We start from the raw sequence: 22,740 nt of genomic DNA, 5'->3' as shown, positions 1-22,740 counted from the left end.
TTAGCTATCAGAGGTAGGAAGTGATTTATAAATCCCAACTGACATACCTGGATATAATCGCTCTTGTCCCTTGGTTACTAGTATTTGCCCTGGCTTTAAGCCGGAAATCACTTCAATATGTGATTTATTTTGTAGTCCAGTCTGAATAGGAGTCAAAACGATTTTATGATCGTCAACGACATAGACACAACGATTACCATTTTTAAGAAAAACAGCCTGATAGGGAATAACGACTACTTTTTTCTTTTCTTGCATAACAAGTTCAACATCGACACTAGCGCCCATAATACAATCTTCACAGACAATATCGACATCCGCGGGACACATGTGTGTTTCTTCATCAATCATTTTTTGAATGTGAGAGATACGGTATTCAGTGCCTAAAACCCGAACGAATTGACCCTCCCTGATGGTTTTAAGGTTGGTGCATGGAACATCAAAATCGATGGTTAGGGAGGTCGGATCATAAATGGTGACGACAGGATCACCAATGTTAATTTGTGTGCCCTCGCGTTTTTTATAGGCTCCGATAATACCGTCAAAAGGAGCATAGAAACGCATTGTATCCAATTCAATTTTGGTTTGAGAGAGATTTTTCGAAGCCTCTATCCAAGCCTGCTTTTTCTCTTCAACTTCCTTTGTACTTACATAACCTGTTTTAAGTAACGTTGATAATCTTTCATATTGAGTTCTTGCGATTCGTTCTGCGGTTTCGGAAAGCTGGTGGTTTTTTTCCATATCCGGATTATCAATTTTGGCGATTAACGTCCCTTTTTTTATATTTTGGCCTGTTGCTAATAATGAATCTAACATGCCATTTGCTTTGGCAATTAATACGGTGGTGTGTTTGGGGTGAATTGTCCCTATTAATTCTGCCGTTTGTTGGATATTTTGGAGTTTAATCTCTTCTACTTCAACGATTTTTAGGGTGTCGTTATTGACTTGGCTTTTGGAACCCCAAAAAAAATAATAAGCAAAAGTAAGTAAACAACAGGCAAAAAGAAACAAAACACACTTTATAAAAGTTTGTCTTCGAAGTACGCGATGAAAAGGGAACTTACTTTTCACAAGGCCTCACTTTAAGGAGTTCAGTAGTTATTTATATCATAAGGAACTTTATCATATAGCTGAAAAAAAACTAGCCAGCTTATGCGCTTGTATTCCAGTTTAAGTCTTGGATTTAAAATTAAGTTTTTGCGAGCATTCGAATGGTTCAAAACAAATCTAATTGCAATCTGGATTAAATATATCTCCAGCAGGAAGCTCTTTTTTGAAAAATTCCAATTGTTGTTTAAGTTCCGGGACATATTTCTCATCGGTTGCATAAAAATTCACTGTTTTATCTGCTACAGAAACTCGAGGTCCTACAAAAGATAAACAGCCCAGCGATACCCAATTAGAGGGTACAGTATAAAACCACTCTTTGTAGAGCATAACCAGTTTTACATGTGATTTTTTAATCGTTTTATCCATCCATAACGTATTTTTATGAGCGCTTCTTTTTTTATAAATATCATAACTTCCCAGTCCCCAAAGATCTAAAACGTAATAGGGATTATTAAAAGAAACCCAGCCTATATCATTGACTGCAACAGGAGACTTCACCCAATTGATAACAAATTTTCGCATCTGATATTGTTGTAGGTAAACATTGTTTGTGGCTTGGGGTAAGGTAATTAATACCGTGAAGTAAGGATAACCCGCTAAAAAAGTACCTATTAACAGCAAGACATACCATGTATTGGGCGTTTTAGATTGATAATAACTATCAAAATATAAATAAAAAATGAGAAGTAAGATTGCCGCATACAAATAAAGTTCATAGCGATGAAACCAATTAAATTTTCCAAGAAATAAATGCAGGAGAAGACTAATACTAACTACGCTTAATAATTGCTTTTTAATGAGTGTTAGTTTGGAAAAAGAAATCACGACCGTAAAGATAAATAAAAGAATTAGAAAAATAAGCCCTTGTCTCTGCGTTAAATTTAGATTGAATTGTTCGAATAATTCTTCACGAAATGAAGGATACTGTGCAAAACCAATTTTATTCAAAATCGATGCAGGCAAGATGGGTTGACCAAGATAAAGAAGAAAGATGGAAAATAGACTTAAAAGTACAAGCAAACCAATGCTAGTATAAATCACTTCCTTTCTATGTCCTCTATAAAACAAAAAAAACAATGCAGGTAGTAGTAACGATAAATTTTCATAGCGTATTAAAGGGCCTATCACTATGACTACTGCCAGCCATCGAGGAAAATATTGAGTGCGACTTTCACGGATAAGCCCAGATATTAAAAGTACACTAAAAAGCATCTGTAAGGAGTGTTCCATTCCAGAAAATATCAGGCCGACCAAATTTATTGCTGGTATTAAGATGCAAAATAAAAATACATGTTTCCATTGAATTTGAGAATTTTTAGGGTCGACAGATAAACAAAGTAAAATAAAAACTGACAATATTAAAAGAGAAAATAAGCTGTTGAGAAACAACGGCATAAACTCATAAAAAGACAAATGAGAAAAGAGGGATAATAAAAAAGGCCATAGAACACTGGAAGAAGGGCTAGAGACTTCACTATGATTAAAGCCATACTCGCCATTTGCGATGTGCTTGGCAAGAGATAAATGAATATAGGGGTCGTCAAGCGTATAGCTAAAGACACCATTATTAAGATGAAGTATTTCTAACCATTCAATGACCACCAGTGAAATAAGGAATAGGCAGGGAAATAGATAATAATGAATGCGCCCAGGAAATGAAGTCATTTCAGTTTATTTATCCCTAATGTGAAGGTTAAGAAATTTCACATGAAAAATAATATAAATTTTGTAAAAAATTCCCTTATACTGCGTGATAAGCTTTTTGTAGTCAACAGAATATCCAACTCTGAGCCCTTATAATGCAGCAGCTTGGCTTCGACATTATTGCTGGTATTTTTCTCCATGTTTGAAAATAGTTTCTGTCTCTTCATGAGGACACATATCATAAAGAACAGCACCAACGTCATCAGGTACTGGTTGTAGCCAAAGCGATTTTTTTAAAGCATTCGCTGCTTGTTCATAACCCATTTGTATCCCGTTATCGATAGATTTTGATGAGAAAGCATAATCTTTTGAAGATAAGTCGGTATTTAAGCCATGTCGATGAAATCGCACTAAGGTCATAATTGTTTTGCAACCCATTGCCCTTATTTTTTGCGCTTTAGGATTATTTTTCATATTCTCGGGGAGCATATTGTAAAGTTCAGTAATGGCGTGTCGCATATCATGTGCTTCGCAAAAACTTTTTAGAACACGCTTATAATGACTCGCATAAGTCATGTCTTTCTGCTTCAATAACACCTCATCCAAGGTTGTCGGATCCTTACTCTCAGGATCGAAAAGTTGCACCATAAAACATAAAGTACTGACACGAGGTAAGTCATTTAAAATAACCTCAATAGGGGTATTATTAACAATACCTCCATCCCAATAATAAAGCCCATCGATTTTAACTGCTGGAAATCCAGGAGGTAATGCTCCGCTTGCCATAATGTGTTCGGAATAAACCTTTTGATGCAAGGTATCAAAAAGAACTTGTTGACCATCTACCAGGCGTACTGCAGATAAGGTCAAACGTGTCTTGCCACTATTAAGAATATCAAAATCAATTAAATGCTCAAGCGTGTCCTTGAGCATGGAGGTATCATAAAAACTAAGTTCATCTGGTGTTGAGTTAGATGCAAAATGCGGATTGAATAGCCTTGGTTTAAAAAATCCTGGTTGTCCAAAAAGAAGGGTGGTATGTGCATGCAATTGATTATACCAGCGATGCATATCCACGTTTTCCAGGTATTGTTCCCACCAGGAAAAATAGGAGGGGGTTGCAATAATCTTCCAAAATTCCTTCAATTTCTCCACACGATGTTCTGGCTTATTACCAGCAACAATGGCAGCATTGATTGCGCCAATAGAAATGCCACTTACCCAATCTAATTGGTAACCGGCATTATGGAGTGCCTCATAGATTCCCACTTGAAAAGCTCCTAGAGCTCCACCCCCTTGGAATATAAATGCAACTCGATTCCAGGTAGGTTTTTCAAGAAATTTTTTCTTCACGCTGCCCCCTCCCTGAGTATGTTTCAATAGCGCTGTTTTAATTTTTGCTAAAGTGCAACTTTAACCGTGGTCTTGTTTTTATAAGCAATTTTTTTGCCTTTCTTACCGTACAGGCGCCAAAAAAGCCATATAATGACGATAAATGCATAAAATACAATGAACGATAAACGTATTGTGCTATTTTGCCACCGATAAAATGTTGTATTTTATGGAAGCCTATATTTCCAAATGTGTCATAGCAACTTAAGGTAACCAACGATCCTCGATCGTGATATTTAAAATCAATCAATGGCTTATTATTGAGTCGATTTTTAAGTGATTTCGCTAGGATACAAGCCTGTTGATGAGCAGATTGGGCTCTAGGTGGGACGGGGATGCCAAGCTTTGGATCAATAAAATTAGCACAATCACCCAGAGCAAAGATATTTTCATCTCGAGTTGTTTGCAGTGTTGAATTAACAATTAAGCGGTTAATTTGATCTGTTTCTAAGCCATTGAGGCTGGCTAAAAAATCAGGCGCCTTAATGCCAGCAGCCCAAACACACAAATCAGAAGGATGAAATTGCCCGCTCTTGGTATAGATGCCGTGTTCAGTCGCACGAGTAACTGTTTCATTCGTGTAGACAGCAATATCAAGAGACTTTAAGCGTTGGGTAACTGCTGTGGCTATAGCCTCAGGTAAAGGTGATAAAATTCGAGGGGCACTTTCAATTAAAGTAATTTGAGCTAATCGAATCGTCTCATGATCTAAACCATAAGTTTCAGCTTGTCGTAAACTGTTATGAAGTTCCGCAGCTAACTCAACTCCCGTAGCGCCACCACCGACAATTACAATATTAAAAGTGGGGTGTAGTGATGGAGGTCCATACTGCGTGCAGAGAAGTTTGTTGAGGTATTTTCTTTGAAATAAATTTGCCTGGTCAAGATTATCAAGCGATAAACAATGTTGCCTAACCCCAGGAACATTGAAATCATTGCTTAAGCTACCCACCGCTAATACCAATGTATCGTAGCTTAAGAAGCGTTTAGGAACTAGTTCTTCGCCATTTTCATCTACCAGTGCCGCTAGCAAGATTCGTTTTTTATCTCTTTCCAGACCTTCCATTGTGCCGGGTTGGTAATGATAATAATTGTCTGCAGCATGGGCATAATAATTGACTTGATCAATATTGGAATCAAGAGAACCTGCAGCAACTTCATGAAGTAGGGGTTTCCACAGATGAATAGGCTGCTCGTCAATCAAAGTAATTCTGGCTTTTCCTTGCTTGCCTAAGTTTTGTCCTAGTTTGGTGACTAGTTCAAGCCCTCCAGCCCCTCCACCGACAACAAGAATATGATGTTGTGTTCGGACACTCATAGCCATTTCCAAAAATATTAATTTTAAATAGTCGCAATAATAGGCTCAAGTTAAAAAATTTTATTTCTATGCAAGTGATGCTTTGAGCCAATTAGCAATTTGTTCCTGTTCCTTATTTTCAAATAGCATCGGGGCATGTCCGGCATTTTCCACCTCGATAACGTCGACATGCGGATGGGCTCTTTGCATGCGTTTGATGTATTCTGGCAAAAGCATGTCTGAATTTTTACCGCGAATTACCAAAACTGGGCATTTGACATTTTGCCATAGGTACCAAAGATCAATATCGAAGAAAATACCTTCCAGGGCTCGATGAGGGTTTGTGAAAAACTCTTTTACTAATTGGCCACTTGGTTTGGATCCTTTAATATGAGGGTCTAATTTAGAGACATAAATGCCCGGAGCTTGCTCTTTGATACTATGGATTGTTAGATAATTCCACTGTTCATCGCTTAAATTACCAAAGCTTTCATAAATAATTTTGAAATATTTTTTTGCTTCTTCTACATTACTAAATTCAGGATGTTTACTAACATATTGGCTTAATCGCCATAAAGCCTGAACGGGAATTTGTGGTCCAATATCATTTAAAACCAATGAACGAATAGGTGTGTCAGGCAAAGAGGCGAGTGCCATGCCAATCAGCCCTCCCATAGAGGTGCCAATCCAATCTATTTTTTCTGCCCCCGTTCTTGCAATAAGCGTGGTCATATCTGCAATATATTGTTGATAATTATAATGTTTTGGATTTTTAAACCAGCTGCTGTCTCCGCGACCGACAACATCAGGACAAAATACATGACGGCCTTGTGCACTTAAAAATTGTGCGAGATGATCGAAATCACAGCGATTGCGCGTTAAACCATGAACGCAAATAATCGCTGAATTGTCTAATTCAGCATGCCCCCATTCGGAATAAGCAATTTTATGAAATCCCTCTTGTGATGTGCAGGCAACATAATTTAGCTTCATCAGATTCTTATCCTTTTGAGCTCTTTATTCAGAATAGTATAGAAAATAAATAGCAAGGATAAAATTATCATGCTATTTGGCGGCTAACATCCAGTGGTATCACAGCATTTGTCTTATCAAAATGAATAATCGAATCAAATTGATAGGTTAGGTGAGTAAAAAAATAATGGCTAAGACGTTCAGTTTCAGGACGGTAAATAACACCAATTGCGCGTTGTAATCGAGGAATTTTTAAATAATGTTCCAAATGTTCATTGTTTTTTAAATCCAGCAAAAAATCATCGAATTTTAATTGATGAAATAACTCTTCATAGCTGCTTTCAAAGCCTGGAATTATTTTTTTACGTTTAGGAGGATCATCCCATTCGGAAGCTGCAGTTACAAACCCTTCATAAGTAGAAAAACCAATGGAATAACTATTTCTGTCATGTTGTTCGCGCACTAGTTGACCAAGATTGATTTCGCCTTGTTCGCTCATTTCTGTCGCCCGAGCATCACCAATATGGGAGTTATGAGCCCAAATTATGATTTTTGCAGGCCTATCAAAGCGGTTTTCTAAATGATCAGCAAGAGTATTTAAGGTTTCATACATATGCCTGTCGCGAATATTCCAGGAGGATGCGCGCCCTTCGAACATGGAACGGTAATAAACCTCAGCGTCCTTAATTACTCGAGCATTTTGAGTGGCGAAAAAATATTCATCTTCTGCAGTAATTCCATCTTGGCGAATATACTCAAAAGCGTGATGCTGTAGCTCCACTAAAACAGCGATTGCTTCGTCAATGCAGGATTTTTTAATACCGATATTGGTTAAATAGCCATAGGTTTGTGGATCAATATTGCTGTGATCAAAACAAGCATAACGTTTTCTTGCTCGCTGAGCAGCAGCGGGATCAATGCTCATTAGATAACTAATTACAGCTTGCATGGAGGCATTTAGACTATATAAGTCAAGGCCGTAGAAACCAATTTGGCCAGTGAGCGGCAGATTTCTATTGTAGTTATGCAGCCATTTCAAAAAAGGAGGCATGGTCTTATTGCGCCACATCCATGTAGGAAATCGGCGAAAGTCTGCTAAAGCTTGCTCTGGCTGAGTAAAGTCAGTTTTTCTCTGTATGTAGCGATGAACGGTATAGGCATCAGGCCAGTCACCCTCGATGGCTACGGCCATAAAATCCTTTTCTTCAATAAGGCGGCGGGTGATGTTGATTCTTGTTTGATAGAATTCACTAGTCCCATGAGTGGCCTCACCAATCATTACAAACCGTGCATCATCAATTTTATCTAAAATAGTCGCATCATTATCCGTAGTAGAATCTAAAGGTTCTATCGCTTCATTGAGTACATCAATTAGTTTCTGCTTATTGTGATTCAACATAGAACCTCCTACACTCAGGAAAATGACAAAGATCAAGAATTATGAAGATATTGAACAAACCAATCTTTTGCCAATCTAGCTACTTCACCAAGTGTTCCTGGCTCTTCAAATAAATGAGTTGCTCCAGAAACTATTTCTAATTGTTTGATACATTTTAATTCAGAAAACGCGGATTCATTCATCGTAATGACGATTTCATCATGACTACCGACTATCAATAATGTTGGCGCCTTGACATCTGCTAACGATTCTTGTGCTAAATCGGGTCTCCCCCCTCGTGAAACAACTGCTTTTATAAGTTCTTTTTTGTTAGCGGCAGCAATCAGTGCAGCAGCAGCTCCTGTACTTGCTCCGAAATACCCCAAATGCAAATTAAAATTTTGCTCACTGCACCAATTGGTTGCATCAATTAATCTATTGGCCAAAAAATGAATATTAAAACGAAACTCGCGTGTGCGAAGATCAAGCGCCTCTTCTTCAGGTGTTAATAAATCAAATAATAAAGTGGCTAATTGGGCTTTATTTAATGCATGAGCAACAAATTGATTTCGAACACTAAAGCGACTACTACCACTGCCGTGCGCAAAGAGGACAATACCTACAGCATTTTGAGGGATATATAAAATTCCATTAAGAATAATACCATCATTTTCAATAGTAATGGCGTGTTCTACCTCAATGGAAAATCTCATAGAGCCTCCCTGGTACTACAAAACTGGCGATTTAAACGTGTTGCTAGTTTTATTGGCCAGTAACGCAGACACTTCATTATCGCTGGTTTGAGCAAAATCTTCATACCATAAGCCCACTGCATAAAAATGTAGTGGTTGTAATGGACAGATGATCTCATCAACGAGTTTTGCCATTTCCTGGTAAGTCGAATAGGCTGCAACTGGAATGGCCATAACAAGACGCGCAGGATTCTGTTTTCTTAGTGATTTAATGGCTGCACGCATGGTAGCGCCTGTAGCAACGCCATCATCTACTAAAATAACGATTTTATTTTTAAGACTCGGATAGGGCTGATTGTGACGGTACATGTTTTCACGACGAGCCAGTTCTTGTTCTTCAGAGTGAATAACGCTATCGATTGCCTCTTTGGAGACATGTAAAGCGTCAATTATCTCTTCATTAAAAATTACTGTGGAGCCAGAAGCAATCGCTCCCATGGCTAATTCCTCATGCCCTGGTACGCCAAGTTTACGCACAATAAACACATCAAGAGGTGCAGAGAGAGCCTTGGCTATCTCATAACCTACAGGGGCACCGCCACGAGGTAAGGCTAAAACAATGACATCAGGATTATTCGCGTAAGATTTAAGTTGATCAGCTAAAATTCTTCCTGCCTCGTGTCGATTAATAAACTTATCCATACAATGACTCCGATTATCGGGTTTTTCTTCCTATTTTTATTCATTTTTACAAAGATTTTAATTTGTTATCTTACCTATAATTTTAGCATATGGACCTAGGGTTAATTGAGTAAACAATCTATAGAAAATCTATACTAAGAGGTTTGGAAAAGTAAATTTGATGAGAACACGTGGTTGTTGTTCACAAGCAGACAAGCTAATCGAGTAGAGATGAAAATGTGTGAATTTCCTTGTTATTTCGCATTTAAATAACAAGGAGCTTATGAAAAATTACATGTGTAACAAGCCAAAGAGAATAGCGGAGATCGCAACGAGACCAATAAAGCTTATAAATAGATTGACCAGGGGATTTCTAAATTTTTGCATTGCAGGGACCTTGGCAATCGCATACATCGGCATTAAAAATAGAATAACGGCAATAACAGGGCCACCCAAGGTTTCAATCATACCCAAAATACTAGGATTTAATGTGGCAACTATCCAACATGTCAAAATCATAAATCCTTCGATAAGCCGATTTATTTTTTTCGAGCATAAACTCTTGCCGCGGCTTTCAAGTCCTTTAACGATTAACCCTTGCAGACCCTCACTGGCACCAAGATAGTGGCCAAGAAAAGATTTAGCAATGGCAATGAAAGCAATTAATGGCGCAATATAAGCCATTATTGGCGTATGAAAATGATTTGCTAAATAAGATAAAATAGAAATGTTTTGTTTTTTTGCTAGTGCAAGATCTTGAGGTGAAAGACTTAAAACACAGCTAAACACAAAAAACATAACCGTAGTAACCATCAAAATGTGGCTATATTTTAGAATCCACGAGCTTTTTTCATCAGCATCTTTGCCATATTGCTGCTTTTGCGCAACTGCGAAAGAAGAAATGATGGGGGAGTGATTAAAAGAGAAAACCATTACCGGAATAATTAACCACAAAGTCATTAATAACCCTTGAGCTCCATTGCCAGGAAAGGTATTTGTCTGTTGAAAAATGGCATCGTTCCAGTGTGGTATCAAATAAAGTGATAACATAAGAAGAATAGCTACAAAGGGATACACAAGCATACTCATTGATTTCACAATGATTTGTTGACCAAAACGCACAATCGCCATGAGTACAAAAATAAGCAGAATAGCTAAAAGAGCTCGCGGAGGGGCTTGCAAACCCATTTGATTAACAATAAAACTTTCAGTCGTATTAGTTATAGCGACACTATACATCAATAAGATAGGGTAAATCGCAAAGAAATAAAGAAACGTTAATATTTTTCCAGCCGCACGTCCAAAGTGTTCATCAACAACCGTCGTGATATCTCCTTTAGCTAAAGAACCTGAGAGCACAAATCGACATAGAGCCTGGTGGGAAAAATAAGTCATCGGAAATGCGAGTAACGCCATAATAATTAACGGCCAAATACCGTTTAGTCCTGCGTTAATGGGTAAAAAAAGTGTACCTGCACCAATTGCTGTACCATATAGACTTAGCATCCATACTGTATCTTGCTTTCGCCACTTTGAAAGTTCGTTCTGTGTTTCGGGCACACTGACTGCAATCTCATTCAGAGACATATAACATCCTCGTTTCTTATTTGAGTTGAAATTAACTCACGCTAGAGTTTGGCCTTTCAGTTGTTCTTTTTTTATGCAACATGTAACCATCTTAACGAAACCTAAAATACAAATCAAGAGCGGTGTTCTTTTAGTAAAGCGAAGGCAGGAAGGTATTTCGCACTAACAATAAATATGCTTTTGATTTTAATGGAAAAAATAAACGATTAACCGATTAAGGTTAAGTAAACTATTTTATCATCAAAAACACTTACTAAAGAATAATCAAAGTAAAAAAGCAGTGATTTATTTATGATCTAATTAAATAATTATTTATCTCTAAATAAAGTAAATGTACAATTAGCGCAATTTAATAAACAAATCACTTCGAATTATTATGGCTGTAGCAATTTTAGGAGCGGGTCCTAGCGGTCTTTACTTAGCGGCTAAATTATGGAAAGCCGGGGTAAAGGATATTGTTTTAATAGATCCACGAGCTAACGAATATGTTAGGCCTGGACATATCCTTAACACAGTTTTTGAGAAAGCAGAGAAAGGTGTTGGACAAAAATTACGCTCAAATACAAACACGGCACATATCAAAGACCTTGAACGGGCACTTTATAAATACGTTGAATCATCAGGCATTTCTATCCAACGAGGTACATTTCTTCGTTTCTCAGAAGAGAAAAAAGGAATCATTATTACATTAGAAACTGGTGAGGAAAAATTTATAGCTTGTGAGTATGCTTTTGATTGTACAGGAGCAAAACGAGCACTAGTTCATGCTGTCAATGCCAGAGTAAAACCAGAAGATCCCAAACCATTTGAAATTGTTCCTGTGACAAAAGATGTCACCGTTAAAAATCATTTGTTGGCTTATGTCAAAATGAATTCTTTAGAAATGACAGAGGTTAATTACATTGATCATGCAGGTTTTAAACTTGGCTCTAAAACATCGTTGGATTTTGCTCATGCAATGGAGGCCTTTCGGAAATTAGGTTGGCGTGAAATGGGCTACCCCCGTTGCTACGGTATGGAATTTGGTAAATCTAAAATATGTCTTTACCTAGAGGCTCCAGATAACCTTCCTGAAAATAAAAAAGCAGAGTGGTTGCAAGCAGTGCTTGCCTATGAAACGGAAAATCCAGATATCAGTTTTCAGTTTGTAAAAGACTCTCAAAAATATAAATATAAACCAAGATTTACGACTTTCGAAATTGATCCAAAGCAACTGAAGCAGTTTTGTTATCAGAAAACAGGATTACCTTGCGTTATTACTCAAGGTGATACTCAAATCGATCCAAATTATTTTCTTGCGCATGGTATTGAAGATTCATTCGAACGAATTGATAAAACGATTAGTTGCTTGCTTATAGATGATGGAAAAATAATCTATTTCGATAAAGAAACCTTTGAAAAACAAATGGTAAAAAGCTTAATCAAACATCGCAATGCTCTTATTGAACATTATGAAGAGCGACAGGAATATTTTCTGGGATGGTTATTGAACTCCAGGCTTTACTATGAGAAGGCTATTAAGGTTACCTTAAACCCAGAGACAAGAGTTCTTTTTAAAACTCGCTTAGCAGAAATTTGTGCTCGTCTAGCTTATCATGATGCTGTCGATATTATTGATAAACTAAAAGGATTCAACGGCGGTATTAGTTTTACTTCTTATCCTCCCGCAGAAGTAATGGCTCAGCTAGTAAAAGCAAGAAAATTATTTGAGCAGGCCAATAGAGAGTTGCCGCCAATGTTTAAGAACGAGCAAGAGGATACTAAATTGCAATTGGCTCGTCTGGCAGGCTATTTTAAAGAATTTGGTAATCATTTGTATTCCCAAGCTGCATTTGTTAAAGCATTAGAAGCTTATCAACATGTGATAGATATATCTAAAATGGGGTTTGTGGACATGCAAACGCTCATCAGTCTCTATTCAAGCATGATTTTTACTCATCGCAAATTAAATCAGCCTTTAGTTGCTATCCGGATGGCTTGCAAAATTCTTGGTGAAAAAGAAGTTAATGAAATGATGAGAAAAAAGATTTTATTTAATGCTATTTGTGCTGCGATTGATGCGATAGAAGGGATGGATGGTAATAATATCAAAGATGTATGCAGGGAAATCGAGCAACTTCAAGAACTTTGTTCCAGGAATGAGGATTTTATTGAGGAGCCATTGCAAGTTGAGTTCTCGAAGGGGCTTGAGAAGGTTAAGTATTTTCTAAGAGATCTTGCAAAGCAATTTTTGGAGCGCGGCGATTTTGCTGCTGCTGCAGAATATAATGAAAAAGTGTTAATGATTGCAAATAAAGAGACTAAAAAATCTCAAATTACTTCCGTAGCAGGTGCAGTTGACGATTTAATAGCTAGTGGTAAAACCCATTTAGCTTCTGGCAAATTCGCATTAGCCTTAGTAGCCTACGAAGATGCACTTTTAATGCATCGCTCCTCAACTAAGTCTAATGATAGAGAACTTGAAGGAAACCTGGTTGCTGAGATTGTTTGTATTTATCGCAAGTTAAATCGGACAGTGGAAGCATTTCCTGTAGCAATTCCGCTTCTTGAGTTAGCGTTATCAACCGATATTAAAAAGAAAATATTATTTACTCTTATTAAAGGGGCTGCTGAAGTAATTAAAAGTACTTCTAATCCGCCTCAAAATATTTCTAAACAGATTGAAAAATTGTGCTTAAAGCATGGTGATTTTATCGAACAAAATCTAGAGAAAAGTTTAAGAGCGGAGCTGGAATGCATTACTGCTAGTATAACTTCTGAGAATAATAAGGCGCCTAAACCTTTATTTTAATTAAACGAGGCGTTCATGAATCCAGGTATAAACCGCGCTACGTAGTCATTTGAGGGAATAAAGCAAACACAGGAGATTCTTAAGTCAACAATTCTGGTAATTATAACTAGAACCTGGCTATATTTTGATCTGTGAAAAAAAGTATATTAAATTTTCAGTTTGGTTAATATTTTCTTAATCTCCCTCTATTAAAGTAGCATACCTTTGTAATGCCGAATTATTAAACTTATGAGTACTGTCATTATTGGCGCTGGGCCTAGTGGTCTTTATACAGCCATAAAATTAAAGTTAGCGGGTGTTAAAGACATCGTCGTTATTGATCCACGTGCCGGAGAATATGTTAGACCAGGACACATTAATCATTCCGTTTTTAAAAAAGCTGAAAAAGGACTTGGTGTACCTTTAATCTTCGATGAGAAAAAAACAACGCATATTAAAGATATTGAACGAACACTTTACTCGTATGCGAAATCATTGGGTATTACCTTTGAAAATGCTTCATTTCTTCGTTTTGACAACAAGTCAAAAGCTGTTGTCATTAGTAAAGGAAATAATGTCCAAACACTCACTTGTGATTATGTTTTTGATTGTACTGGTTCAAAGAGAGAATTAGTTAACAAAATCAATGAAGAAGCAAAAGATACAACAATGAAACCGTTTCAACTGTCTCCTATCTCTAGTGAAGTAGTTGTCAAAAATCATTTACTCGCTTATGTGAAAATGGATGCCAAGAATGCAAAAAAAGCGGATCTAATTGAGTTTAACGATGAGTTTGGGCTTAGTGGAAAAACACCCTTAGAGTTTGCAAAGGCGATGGAGCGCTTACGTGGATATGGTTGGCGTGAACTGGGATTTCCCTGTTGTTATAACATTCATTTTGAAAAAGATAAGGTATGTTTTTATACTGAGGCCCCAGATAATCTCTTAGCGGAACAGAGGGCTGAGTGGCTGCAAACAGTGCTTGAATGTCTTACAGGTGATTCTGCTATTAGCTTTGAATTATTGCCACCTTCAAAAAAATATAAATCCAAGCCTAGACTAACTAGCTTTCAGGTCGATCCAAAGCAACTTGATCATTTTTTTTATAAAGTAGGCGATGATTTTTGTTTGATTGCGCTGGGTGATGCGCAAATTGAACCTAATTATTTTCTCGCTCATGGCTTAGAAGGTGGATTTAAGCGCATTGATATCCTAATGAATTTTTTAACGATTTCTAATGGAGAGATTGTACAATTTGATGGGGTAGGCTATGAAGAAAATATGGGGAAAGCTCTAGAGAAGCATCGAAGTGCTATTGCTGAGCATTATCACGAACGAAAAAAATATTTTCGCCGATGGTTACGTGATGCAAAAACTTATTATGAATTGGCTTGTTCTATGCAGCCAGAGCTTGCTGTGCTGCAAGAGCGATTAAAAGAAATTAATATCCTTATTGCTTATCAAGATGCTGTAGACACTCTTCAGAACTCCTTGTTGGAAGGAAACTTCACAGCTGCCGCATTCCGTGAGACTTTACGAAAAGTAAAAGAGGCGTTTAGCACAGCTAAAAGGGAGTTGTCTTCCACCTACGAACTGGAACAACTAGATGCTCAGTCAAGGTTAACAAATCTACCACTTTATTTTAAAGCCTTAGGGAATCAACGTTATCAAAAAAATGAATTTGATTTAGCCTTAGTCGCTTATAAAGAAGCATTGAATCTGTATGAACATGAAGCTAGAGATAGGCAAGAGATCATCAAACTTTATTCAAACATGATTTTGACCTATCGGAAATTACATCAAGGAAAAGAGGCACTTGAATTAGCGGAACAGGTATTAATTACAGATTTAGACTCTTCATTGAAATTTAAAAAGAAAATAATCTTCAATACGCTGAAAACATTTATTGCGAGTTTAAGCGCTATGAGTGGTGCCGACGGAAAAAAATTTACCAGAAAAGCCGCTATTTTTTATTTAAAACATAAAGAATTTATTGATAAAAATTTATCTCCTCACTTAAAGGCGGAGCTTAAAAAAATCCGAGATACCCTAGGTGGTTATAACGAGTTAAGACAAGAAGGCATAAGTTATTTTTCAAAGGGCGAATCGACGATGGCTTTAAAAAAATATAAGGATGCTTTATTGGCACATTCTCTCTCTAGCCCCTCTCCTGATAACCCCATCGCAGCAGAGCTAATTGCTAACATAGTAGTGCTTTATCGTAAATTAGATCGAATATCAAAAGCGTTTTTTATTGCAACACCAGTACTAATGAATAGTCAATTAGCAACTGTGTCTAAAAAGAAAATATTGTTTAACCTTATTAAAGGTGCTGTAAATAAAATACAAGAAAATTACGCAGATGCGGCGACTTTAATCAAAGAAACTAAAGCTGTTTGTGATTCACACCATGCATTTATTGAGAAAGAGTTGGCAACAGGCTTAAAAGACGAGCTGGCCTTTATTGATTCTCTTACACAAAAAAATATGAAGTTGATTACTCAAAACCTATATTAAAAAAAATGTAATAAGCATACTTAAGTAATAATCATTCAGACTACTTTTAGTTGTCTAGCTTCAGTGCCTGTTTTTGCTATTATTAGCTCAGGTATGTTACTTTTTTTTAGAATTAGGACGCCTCATGACAACTGAATTGATTTTTCAAACTTTACAAAAACAAAGTTATGTACAGGTACCTTTTTTAATGGAAACAAGCGTCCTGACCAATGCCGTCACTGCTTTTTTTAAATTTTTAGAGGAGCCTGATTCTGTTAAAAATCACATTGATTTTTCGATTGCCCCATTGCATCGACGAGGAGATGTAGGATTTAAGCATCGTAATGCTGGTGAGCATATTTATAATGATTCAAAAGATTTTTTTCACTTTCATCCTGCATTATTTGAGAAATATAGAGATTTTCTTAATGAAAACGCTGTCGTTTTTGATTTTGTCTCCAAGGCTAAACCAATATGGGATTTAGCGTATAAGACCGTGTACAATATTTTACACACACTAGAGGAAAAATTTCCTGGGGTGGTTAAAAAGGTATTTGATACTGAGCATGCACATCTTCTTTTAAGGTTCTTAAAATATGACTGGCAAGAGTCGGGAAAATATCTTGCAAAGCCGCATTTTGATGCAGGTTCCTTTACGTTGGCTATTGCTGAAAGCTCACCAGGCTTGAGGATTGGGAGCTGTCCTGATAACTTAAAACTCGTTGAGCATAGAGAGGGACATGCAATTTTCATGCTTTCAAGTAATTTTGCACAGGTAATTGAAACCGAGGAATTGTCAGCAGGATGGCACGATGTAATTCAGTTGGATGAAACCCTGATTGGTAAACCCTACGCAAGATGGGCGATTGTCGCGTTCATTGATGGTCATGGGGTGAAAGCTTTACCAAGAAGTGAAACACATAAATGGTATACTGGTGAAGTCGCATAGTAATTTAGCATAAAAATAAGTGATAAGGATTCATAATTTATTATGAATAAAACAAAAATATGAGGGCACTTAAAAGAACTCTGCTTTTTATTTATTTGTATTTAGCAAAGCAGACGGAAGAAGCAAGCCATCAAATTACTTTATTTGCCATCGTTATGATGATCAATTTCCCTTTATTTGGTGTACTGTGGAAATTTGAGATATTTCAAGTCAGCGAAGAGTTTGTGCTTCGAATCATAGCAACTGCTCTTTGTGCGCTATTGGCAACACACCAATTTTGGCCTGGACGAATACTTAAAATATTGCCATTTCTTTGGTATATCACTTTATTATTTTGTTTGCCGTTTTTTTTCACCTACTTAACCTTGCTTAATCATGGTTCAACTTTATGGTTAATGAATTGTGTCTCTGCCATTTTCTTTTTGCTTTTAGTAACCAGCGCTCTTAATGCTCTGATTCTCTTATTTTTAGGAGTAGGGTTAGCGTTTATCAGTTATTTTTATTTAATGGGCAATACAGTGGTTTATCTGCCCGGAAATGTCTCAATTTATAGTCTGATTATTACCTTTGCTGCTGCAGCAATTATTGGTGCCTTGTTTGCACGAGACAGGGAGTTAATTCAGGAAGGAAAAATTTCAGGAATGCGTTTATTAGCCGGTAGTATCGCCCACGACCTGCGCACACCACTAGCGAGTATTCATTTGCAGGCAGAATTACAGGAAATGTTTGTTGAAAAACTTAAAAATCCTAAAGTACGTAAGCATCTGAAGGAAAGTCTTCATAAGATCACTCGTGGTATTGAAATGAGTAATCAATTAATTAGCATGCAATTAAATAATATTCAGCGTGATAAATTCGATACTAAAGATTTTTTAATCTTACCGATTAAAGAGTTATTGGAAAGAGCTTTGGAGGAATATCCTTTAAAAAAAGGACAAAAAGAATTAATTCATTTGAATTTGGAAACAAATTTTTCCATATGGATTGAGGAAGTAGCCTTCAAAAATTTAATCTGGAATCTATTAAAAAATAGCTTGGATTTTATCGATGAAATTGGAAAAGGCGAGATTACTATTTGGCTCGTTACTGGTGAGGAAAAGGATGATTTTAATTATTTGCATATTAAGGATACGGCTAAGGGCATTAAAAATCCCGAAAAAATTTTTGAAAGTTTTTATTCAAGTCGTAAGGGAGGAACAGGGGTAGGACTAGCATATTGCAAATTATTGATGACTGCTGCGGGCGGCGATATATTTTGTAAGGGAAAGCCTAATGAGTATGCGCATTTTATTTTGAAATTTCCTAAAGTTGATTAGGCTTGCCCTCAAATGTAAACAACACTCTTTATGCAAAAATAATATCAGAAAAGTCCTCCCACATTTTTAATTGATGCGAGTAAATAAAATTAAACGAGTTTTTAACCTTATCTTCAGAATGTTCCCAAATAGGTGCTAATTTCCCTATTGTTGATTCAAAATGTTCAACATGCATATGTACATGAAAAAAAGCAGAGGCGGATGAAGAGAGATTCAAAGACTGTGCAAATCCTGTTAAGTAATGATAATCAATATTATCTAATCGCTCATAAGCAGCAAAGGTAGCAAGACGTTCATCTGCATCATGTGTGGCAAGCCAACGTAAATGCCCTTTATTAAATTCTTTAGCAAACGGTAGATAGTGAGTTTCATTTACAATCTCATCATGAATATCTACTTGGCATTCTTTAGCAAAATTTTCATAGAGTTTTTCATGAGAAAAACGCGTGCCAGGGCCCAATTCTTCATGAATATTTTCAAGAATAATTTTCTTTGTATACTCATCATTAGAAAAGTTTGCCACATACCACATAAACTCAATAAAGTGACCGCGAAGATGGTAAAAAACCCCCGCAAAGAAATTTTTTTTACCGTCACTAAGCTTGCTCGTTCGCGTTTTGTCAAATAAAGAAATCATGTGCATACGTTGACGATAACTATCATCTATTTTTTCGAGAAATTTAGCAAAGGTTGATGGTATTTTTCTGACGTTGGTATTTGACATTGTTTCTGCAGCCAAGTTAATTATTTTCTGTTAAGAATAGGTGGTAATTCTATCTTTTAAAAGCTAAATTTAGCCCTATATTATTTCAAAATATTCTTGTTAATGATATAGACAAAATCATTTACTTTTCTAGCATGAGTATATATTTTTCAAGCGCTAATAAATCTTTCTTTGAACGTAATTCAATAAAATTAACATGAGTGTACTGTTCACGTAATTTTTTTAATATGGAGCTAACCCTGGTTTCATAATTCCACAGGTATTTTAATAGAGACCAACGGATTGTATTGTTACAGCCAGAAGGCCTGTCATCAATGCTGACGTTTCTTTTAAAGAATCGCTTGAAAATACGCCAATAACATAGCCAACGAGGAAAATTAAAGTAGAGACATAAATCGGTTTCACGATAGCGTAATTCAAAAGATTGAGTTGAATTACCATCGATAATCCAGAATGTTTTGGCAATCAATGCCTTTTGGATAGATAGGAACTCATCATGATTTCTCTCAACCCAATTGGCAGTAAAGAAAAATTTATCTAAGTGAAACACTGGTAATCCAAGTTTTCTTTTTAAAGTAAGGGCAAAGGTTGATTTGCCGCTTCCAGGTTTGCCAATAATCATAATTCGGTTAGGGTGCTCCATTTGACGCTCAAGAGCCATTAATTGATATTTCTTTTTATTCGCGGTGATTTCTACAAGATTCTGAAAACCAAGGCGATGATAGCTGCGGATTGCTTTAAAATTGGTTGTTTCAGGATCAACGATAATCTCTGCAGCCATAGCACAATATTGCTTGATGAAACAACTGAGAATCTTTGATGACCATCCTTTACCTAGGAAAGTTAAGTTTCCAATAAATAAATCAATACCCATACTGGGAAAGCATTGAGTGTATTTCCAGAAGGGATGGTTTTTTTCGACAGGATATCGCTGTATATAGCCTACGGGTTCTCCGCCAATCATCACAATAAAACGTATAACATTATCATATTTTAAATAATGTTGTTTGACTTGCCTCAATTTACGATGACCGTCATCCCAGAACTCTTGAACATGTGGAAGCTGAAGCCAGGCGTGCAAAATGGATATATCTTGGTTAGTTAAGGGCTTAAAAAATATCATTTAAATTCTGGTAATTAAAAAGCATGATTATAGTCTGCTTAGCGGTGAGATGATATCGTTACTGGCCCTTTTTATGCATTGTTTTACACGAACGTGTTACTCATCTATGTACTATACTTTAGAAGCATATGCGTAAACTTGGGAGAGTGAGAGTTATGTCACACGCACTAAACAAGGATGAGCCTAAAATTATCTATCAATATTTTAAAGATATTCTTGAGGCCATGCCAAATCTTCTTTACATTGTAGACAAAAATTGCACATTTGTGGGCGCTAATAATAATTTTTTAAAACTTTTGGGTTTTAATCGGCTTGAGGATTTAGTCGACAAAACTTATAAAGAAATCACTCATCATTTTCCATGGTCTGAAGAGCGTACTCAGCTGTTTAAGCGCGATGATATCAATGCGTTGCTCTCCAGCGAACCCAGCTATAACGTTGAAGAAGCTCCAGTTATTAATGGCGAAGAGGTGACTTATTATTTATCAACAAGAATACCACTCTTGGATAAAAATAAGACCATTGAGGGCTTGCTGGTAATATTAACTGATGTCACAGAGCATAAGCGCTTAGAGGAACAATTAAGCAAAGTAAAACAACAGTTGCAAGGGGAGAATGTAAAACTCCAATCTTCACCCAAAATTACAAATTTTGCTAATGAAAAAAAAATTCCTAAAATTTTAATGGTAGAAGATAATTCTATTGCACAAAAAGCCACTCAAGCACTATTGATGCAATTGGATTGCCATGTTGATGTAGCTGATTCGGGTGATAGAGCGATTAACTTGTTTGAACCCGGAAAATATGACCTTATCTTCATGGATATAGGCTTAGAAGGTACTTCTGGCTATGTTGTATCAAAGGAAATCAGAAAAAAGGAAAAAGATTCCGGTTATCGTGTGCCCATTATTGCATTAACGGGATTTGAAGCAGACATTGTGAAATACGATTGTGTCGATTATTTCATGGAGGGGGCGCTCACCAAACCCTTAACCAGCGAGCAGGCAAAGCAAATTATTCAACACTATATTTATGATATTGATATTCCTGTTCGGGGGCTAAGAAGTATTAAGGAAGCAGGAAATTAATCTGTTGGAGAATAATTTTCTCTATTAGATATTAGCCATTGTGTAAGGTAGCGTTCCGTTTCGTCCATGACATACATTAACTGTTGATAGAGTTTTTCTAATAAGATGGATTGACCAGATTTTTGATACCGTTCAAGATAGAGACATGCGTATTGGAGGCGTACTGTGCCACAATAAATAGTGCCAGATTTCATTTTGTGTGCTAATTCTTCAATTTTGTGCCAATTTTTATTTTTATAGGCTTGCTGAATGTAGCTGCGGTCTTCTGGGATAGCTTTCTGTGCCATCACTTGCAGTAACTCTTTTAATATTTGTTTATTTCCTATATTTTTTATGCCTTGATTAATATCAAGCAATAAAAATTCATCTAATTGAAATAACTCAGCTTCTTTTAGCGGCAAACCAGCCTCTAAAATACTTCTCGATTCTTCACTAAACGCTTCTTTGCTGCCAGCTGGTGGTAGTAAATCAGCTAATAGCGCATGAAATGTTTCTGAATAAATAGGCTTACTTAAGATCTTATCCATACCAGAATTGAAACATTTTTCTTCAGCTTGAGAAAGAGGAAGTGCAGTCAGGCCCACTATAGGTATATGTTTAGGAGACGAAGAGTTTTTTTCCCATTCGCGTATAGAGCGACTTAAATCATCACCTGACATGCCAGGCAAGCCAATATCAGTGATTAACAAATCAAAATTATTTGTTTTTATTAATTCTAATGCTTGTTCGCCATTTGCAGCTGCTTCTGTCTGGCAACCCGCTTTCCGGGCAATCGTTTCAATAAGATGTAAAGCAATGGAATTATCTTCCACAAGGAGAACATGGGGGGCATTTTTAATAGGGACATTTGACGAAATTTTAGCAATTTCTATCTGGTTTTCGATAGGGGATTTTACCATATTACTAATCTTGAAATACTTTGGATTTAATTTTTTTGAATGACAATCTAAAATCATACCACTCTTATTAATTGAGTAAATACTATGTGACGCATTTTTAAATAATTTTTTATCACTAGTTTCTTCATTGTAACCATTTTTCTCAAATCCAGGACTAGATAAAAACAATAAGATTTCATCTTTAACTTTAAGTGAAGAAATGGTCCAGATGATATTTTTATTGCCCATCATCATGTTGAATTTTAAAGGGTGGCAGGCGATATATTGCATGCGAATTTGCATGTCGAGAAAAGTCTTTAGATCTTCATTTTTCCAGACGGAAAAAAGGTGTTTCCCTAACATGTTTTTTTCAGGAAAACTGAATAATTTCTCGGCTTTTGAGTTAAATATTAATACATGAAAATTGCCATCCAAAACGATGTGAATTTCTTTGGCTTGAGAAAGTACCAATTTTAATAGAGGGAGATAAAATTTAGCCTGCGAAGTATATAAACCAATCTTGTGAAAGTGCCTGTTTTCCATTGTAAAAATTCCAATCCATTCATATTAATAGTTTTCATAAAAATTTTATTTTCCTCCTTTATTAGTTAATAGATCAGATTAGAGAATTATTCCAATTTGTCTC

The 22,740-nt window shown here is 36.3% G+C and carries 17 protein-coding genes; 5 read left to right on the top strand and 12 right to left on the bottom strand.

Features of this window, described 5'->3' with window-relative positions:
• The 9 genes from PXX05_RS06680 to PXX05_RS06640 form a co-directional block, all read right to left on the bottom strand.
• Nucleotides 1–1,068, bottom strand: coding sequence for an efflux RND transporter periplasmic adaptor subunit (locus tag PXX05_RS06680; protein WP_275090282.1), 1,068 nt, complete (start codon nt 1,066–1,068; stop codon nt 1–3).
• A gap of 156 nt (nt 1,069–1,224) precedes the next feature.
• Nucleotides 1,225–2,772 carry a hypothetical protein gene (locus PXX05_RS06675; RefSeq protein ID WP_275090281.1) on the bottom strand — a complete coding sequence of 516 codons (1,548 nt, stop codon included), beginning with the start codon at nt 2,770–2,772 and terminating at the stop codon, nt 1,225–1,227.
• Between the two features lie 156 nt (nt 2,773–2,928).
• On the bottom strand, nt 2,929–4,104 hold the full coding sequence (locus PXX05_RS06670) for a patatin-like phospholipase family protein (protein WP_275090280.1): 1,176 nt from the start codon (nt 4,102–4,104) through the stop codon (nt 2,929–2,931).
• A gap of 37 nt (nt 4,105–4,141) precedes the next feature.
• Nucleotides 4,142–5,461, bottom strand: coding sequence for an NAD(P)/FAD-dependent oxidoreductase (locus PXX05_RS06665; RefSeq protein WP_275090279.1), 1,320 nt, complete (start codon nt 5,459–5,461; stop codon nt 4,142–4,144).
• Nucleotides 5,462–5,527: 66 nt separating this feature from the next.
• Nucleotides 5,528–6,433, bottom strand: a complete 906-nt coding sequence (locus tag PXX05_RS06660) for an alpha/beta fold hydrolase (RefSeq protein ID WP_275090278.1) — start codon at nt 6,431–6,433, stop codon at nt 5,528–5,530.
• A 67-nt stretch (nt 6,434–6,500) separates the two neighbouring features.
• Nucleotides 6,501–7,811, bottom strand: coding sequence for an erythromycin esterase family protein (locus PXX05_RS06655; RefSeq protein ID WP_275090277.1), 1,311 nt, complete (start codon nt 7,809–7,811; stop codon nt 6,501–6,503).
• A gap of 32 nt (nt 7,812–7,843) precedes the next feature.
• Nucleotides 7,844–8,503 (bottom strand): dienelactone hydrolase family protein, encoded by a 660-nt coding sequence (locus tag PXX05_RS06650; RefSeq protein ID WP_275090276.1) that lies wholly within the window; start codon nt 8,501–8,503, stop codon nt 7,844–7,846.
• Between the two features lie 15 nt (nt 8,504–8,518).
• Nucleotides 8,519–9,184 carry a phosphoribosyltransferase gene (locus PXX05_RS06645; RefSeq protein ID WP_275090275.1) on the bottom strand — a complete coding sequence of 222 codons (666 nt, stop codon included), beginning with the start codon at nt 9,182–9,184 and terminating at the stop codon, nt 8,519–8,521.
• A 270-nt stretch (nt 9,185–9,454) separates the two neighbouring features.
• Nucleotides 9,455–10,750 (bottom strand): serine/threonine transporter, encoded by a 1,296-nt coding sequence (locus PXX05_RS06640; protein ID WP_275090274.1) that lies wholly within the window; start codon nt 10,748–10,750, stop codon nt 9,455–9,457.
• Nucleotides 10,751–11,126: 376 nt separating this feature from the next.
• Between PXX05_RS06640 and PXX05_RS06635 the strand changes: the two genes are divergently transcribed.
• From PXX05_RS06635 to PXX05_RS06620, 4 genes are all read left to right on the top strand, one after another.
• Nucleotides 11,127–13,541, top strand: coding sequence for a Rossmann-fold NAD(P)-binding domain-containing protein (locus PXX05_RS06635; RefSeq protein ID WP_275090273.1), 2,415 nt, complete (start codon nt 11,127–11,129; stop codon nt 13,539–13,541).
• A 228-nt stretch (nt 13,542–13,769) separates the two neighbouring features.
• The gene (locus PXX05_RS06630; RefSeq protein ID WP_275090272.1) at nt 13,770–16,037 is read left to right on the top strand and encodes an FAD-dependent monooxygenase family protein; all 2,268 of its coding nucleotides are present in this window, start codon (nt 13,770–13,772) and stop codon (nt 16,035–16,037) included.
• A 124-nt stretch (nt 16,038–16,161) separates the two neighbouring features.
• Nucleotides 16,162–16,965, top strand: coding sequence for a hypothetical protein (locus PXX05_RS06625; RefSeq protein WP_275090271.1), 804 nt, complete (start codon nt 16,162–16,164; stop codon nt 16,963–16,965).
• A gap of 59 nt (nt 16,966–17,024) precedes the next feature.
• Nucleotides 17,025–18,281: a sensor histidine kinase gene (locus tag PXX05_RS06620; RefSeq protein WP_275090270.1), complete on the top strand. Its 1,257-nt coding sequence runs from the start codon at nt 17,025–17,027 to the stop codon at nt 18,279–18,281.
• Between the two features lie 28 nt (nt 18,282–18,309).
• On the opposite strand, the gene PXX05_RS06615 is transcribed toward PXX05_RS06620, so the two are convergent.
• Together PXX05_RS06615 and PXX05_RS06610 are read right to left on the bottom strand one after the other, a co-directional pair.
• On the bottom strand, nt 18,310–19,005 hold the full coding sequence (locus PXX05_RS06615; RefSeq protein ID WP_275090269.1) for an iron-containing redox enzyme family protein: 696 nt from the start codon (nt 19,003–19,005) through the stop codon (nt 18,310–18,312).
• 121 nt (nt 19,006–19,126) lie between these two features.
• Nucleotides 19,127–20,128 carry a GNAT family N-acetyltransferase gene (locus PXX05_RS06610; RefSeq protein ID WP_275090268.1) on the bottom strand — a complete coding sequence of 334 codons (1,002 nt, stop codon included), beginning with the start codon at nt 20,126–20,128 and terminating at the stop codon, nt 19,127–19,129.
• A gap of 155 nt (nt 20,129–20,283) precedes the next feature.
• On the opposite strand from PXX05_RS06610, the gene PXX05_RS06605 reads away from it, so the two are divergent.
• On the top strand, nt 20,284–21,216 hold the full coding sequence (locus PXX05_RS06605) for a response regulator (RefSeq protein WP_275090267.1): 933 nt from the start codon (nt 20,284–20,286) through the stop codon (nt 21,214–21,216).
• On the opposite strand, the gene PXX05_RS06600 is transcribed toward PXX05_RS06605, so the two are convergent.
• Nucleotides 21,213–22,637, bottom strand: coding sequence for a response regulator (locus PXX05_RS06600; RefSeq protein WP_275090266.1), 1,425 nt, complete (start codon nt 22,635–22,637; stop codon nt 21,213–21,215). The genes PXX05_RS06605 and PXX05_RS06600 overlap by 4 nt on opposite strands.
• Nucleotides 22,638–22,740 lie beyond the last annotated feature (103 nt).

The sequence above is a fragment of the Legionella cardiaca genome, from assembly GCF_029026145.1.
Taxonomy (GTDB): domain Bacteria; phylum Pseudomonadota; class Gammaproteobacteria; order Legionellales; family Legionellaceae; genus Tatlockia; species Tatlockia cardiaca.
This window is presented reverse-complemented; position numbering and strand designations above follow the sequence as displayed.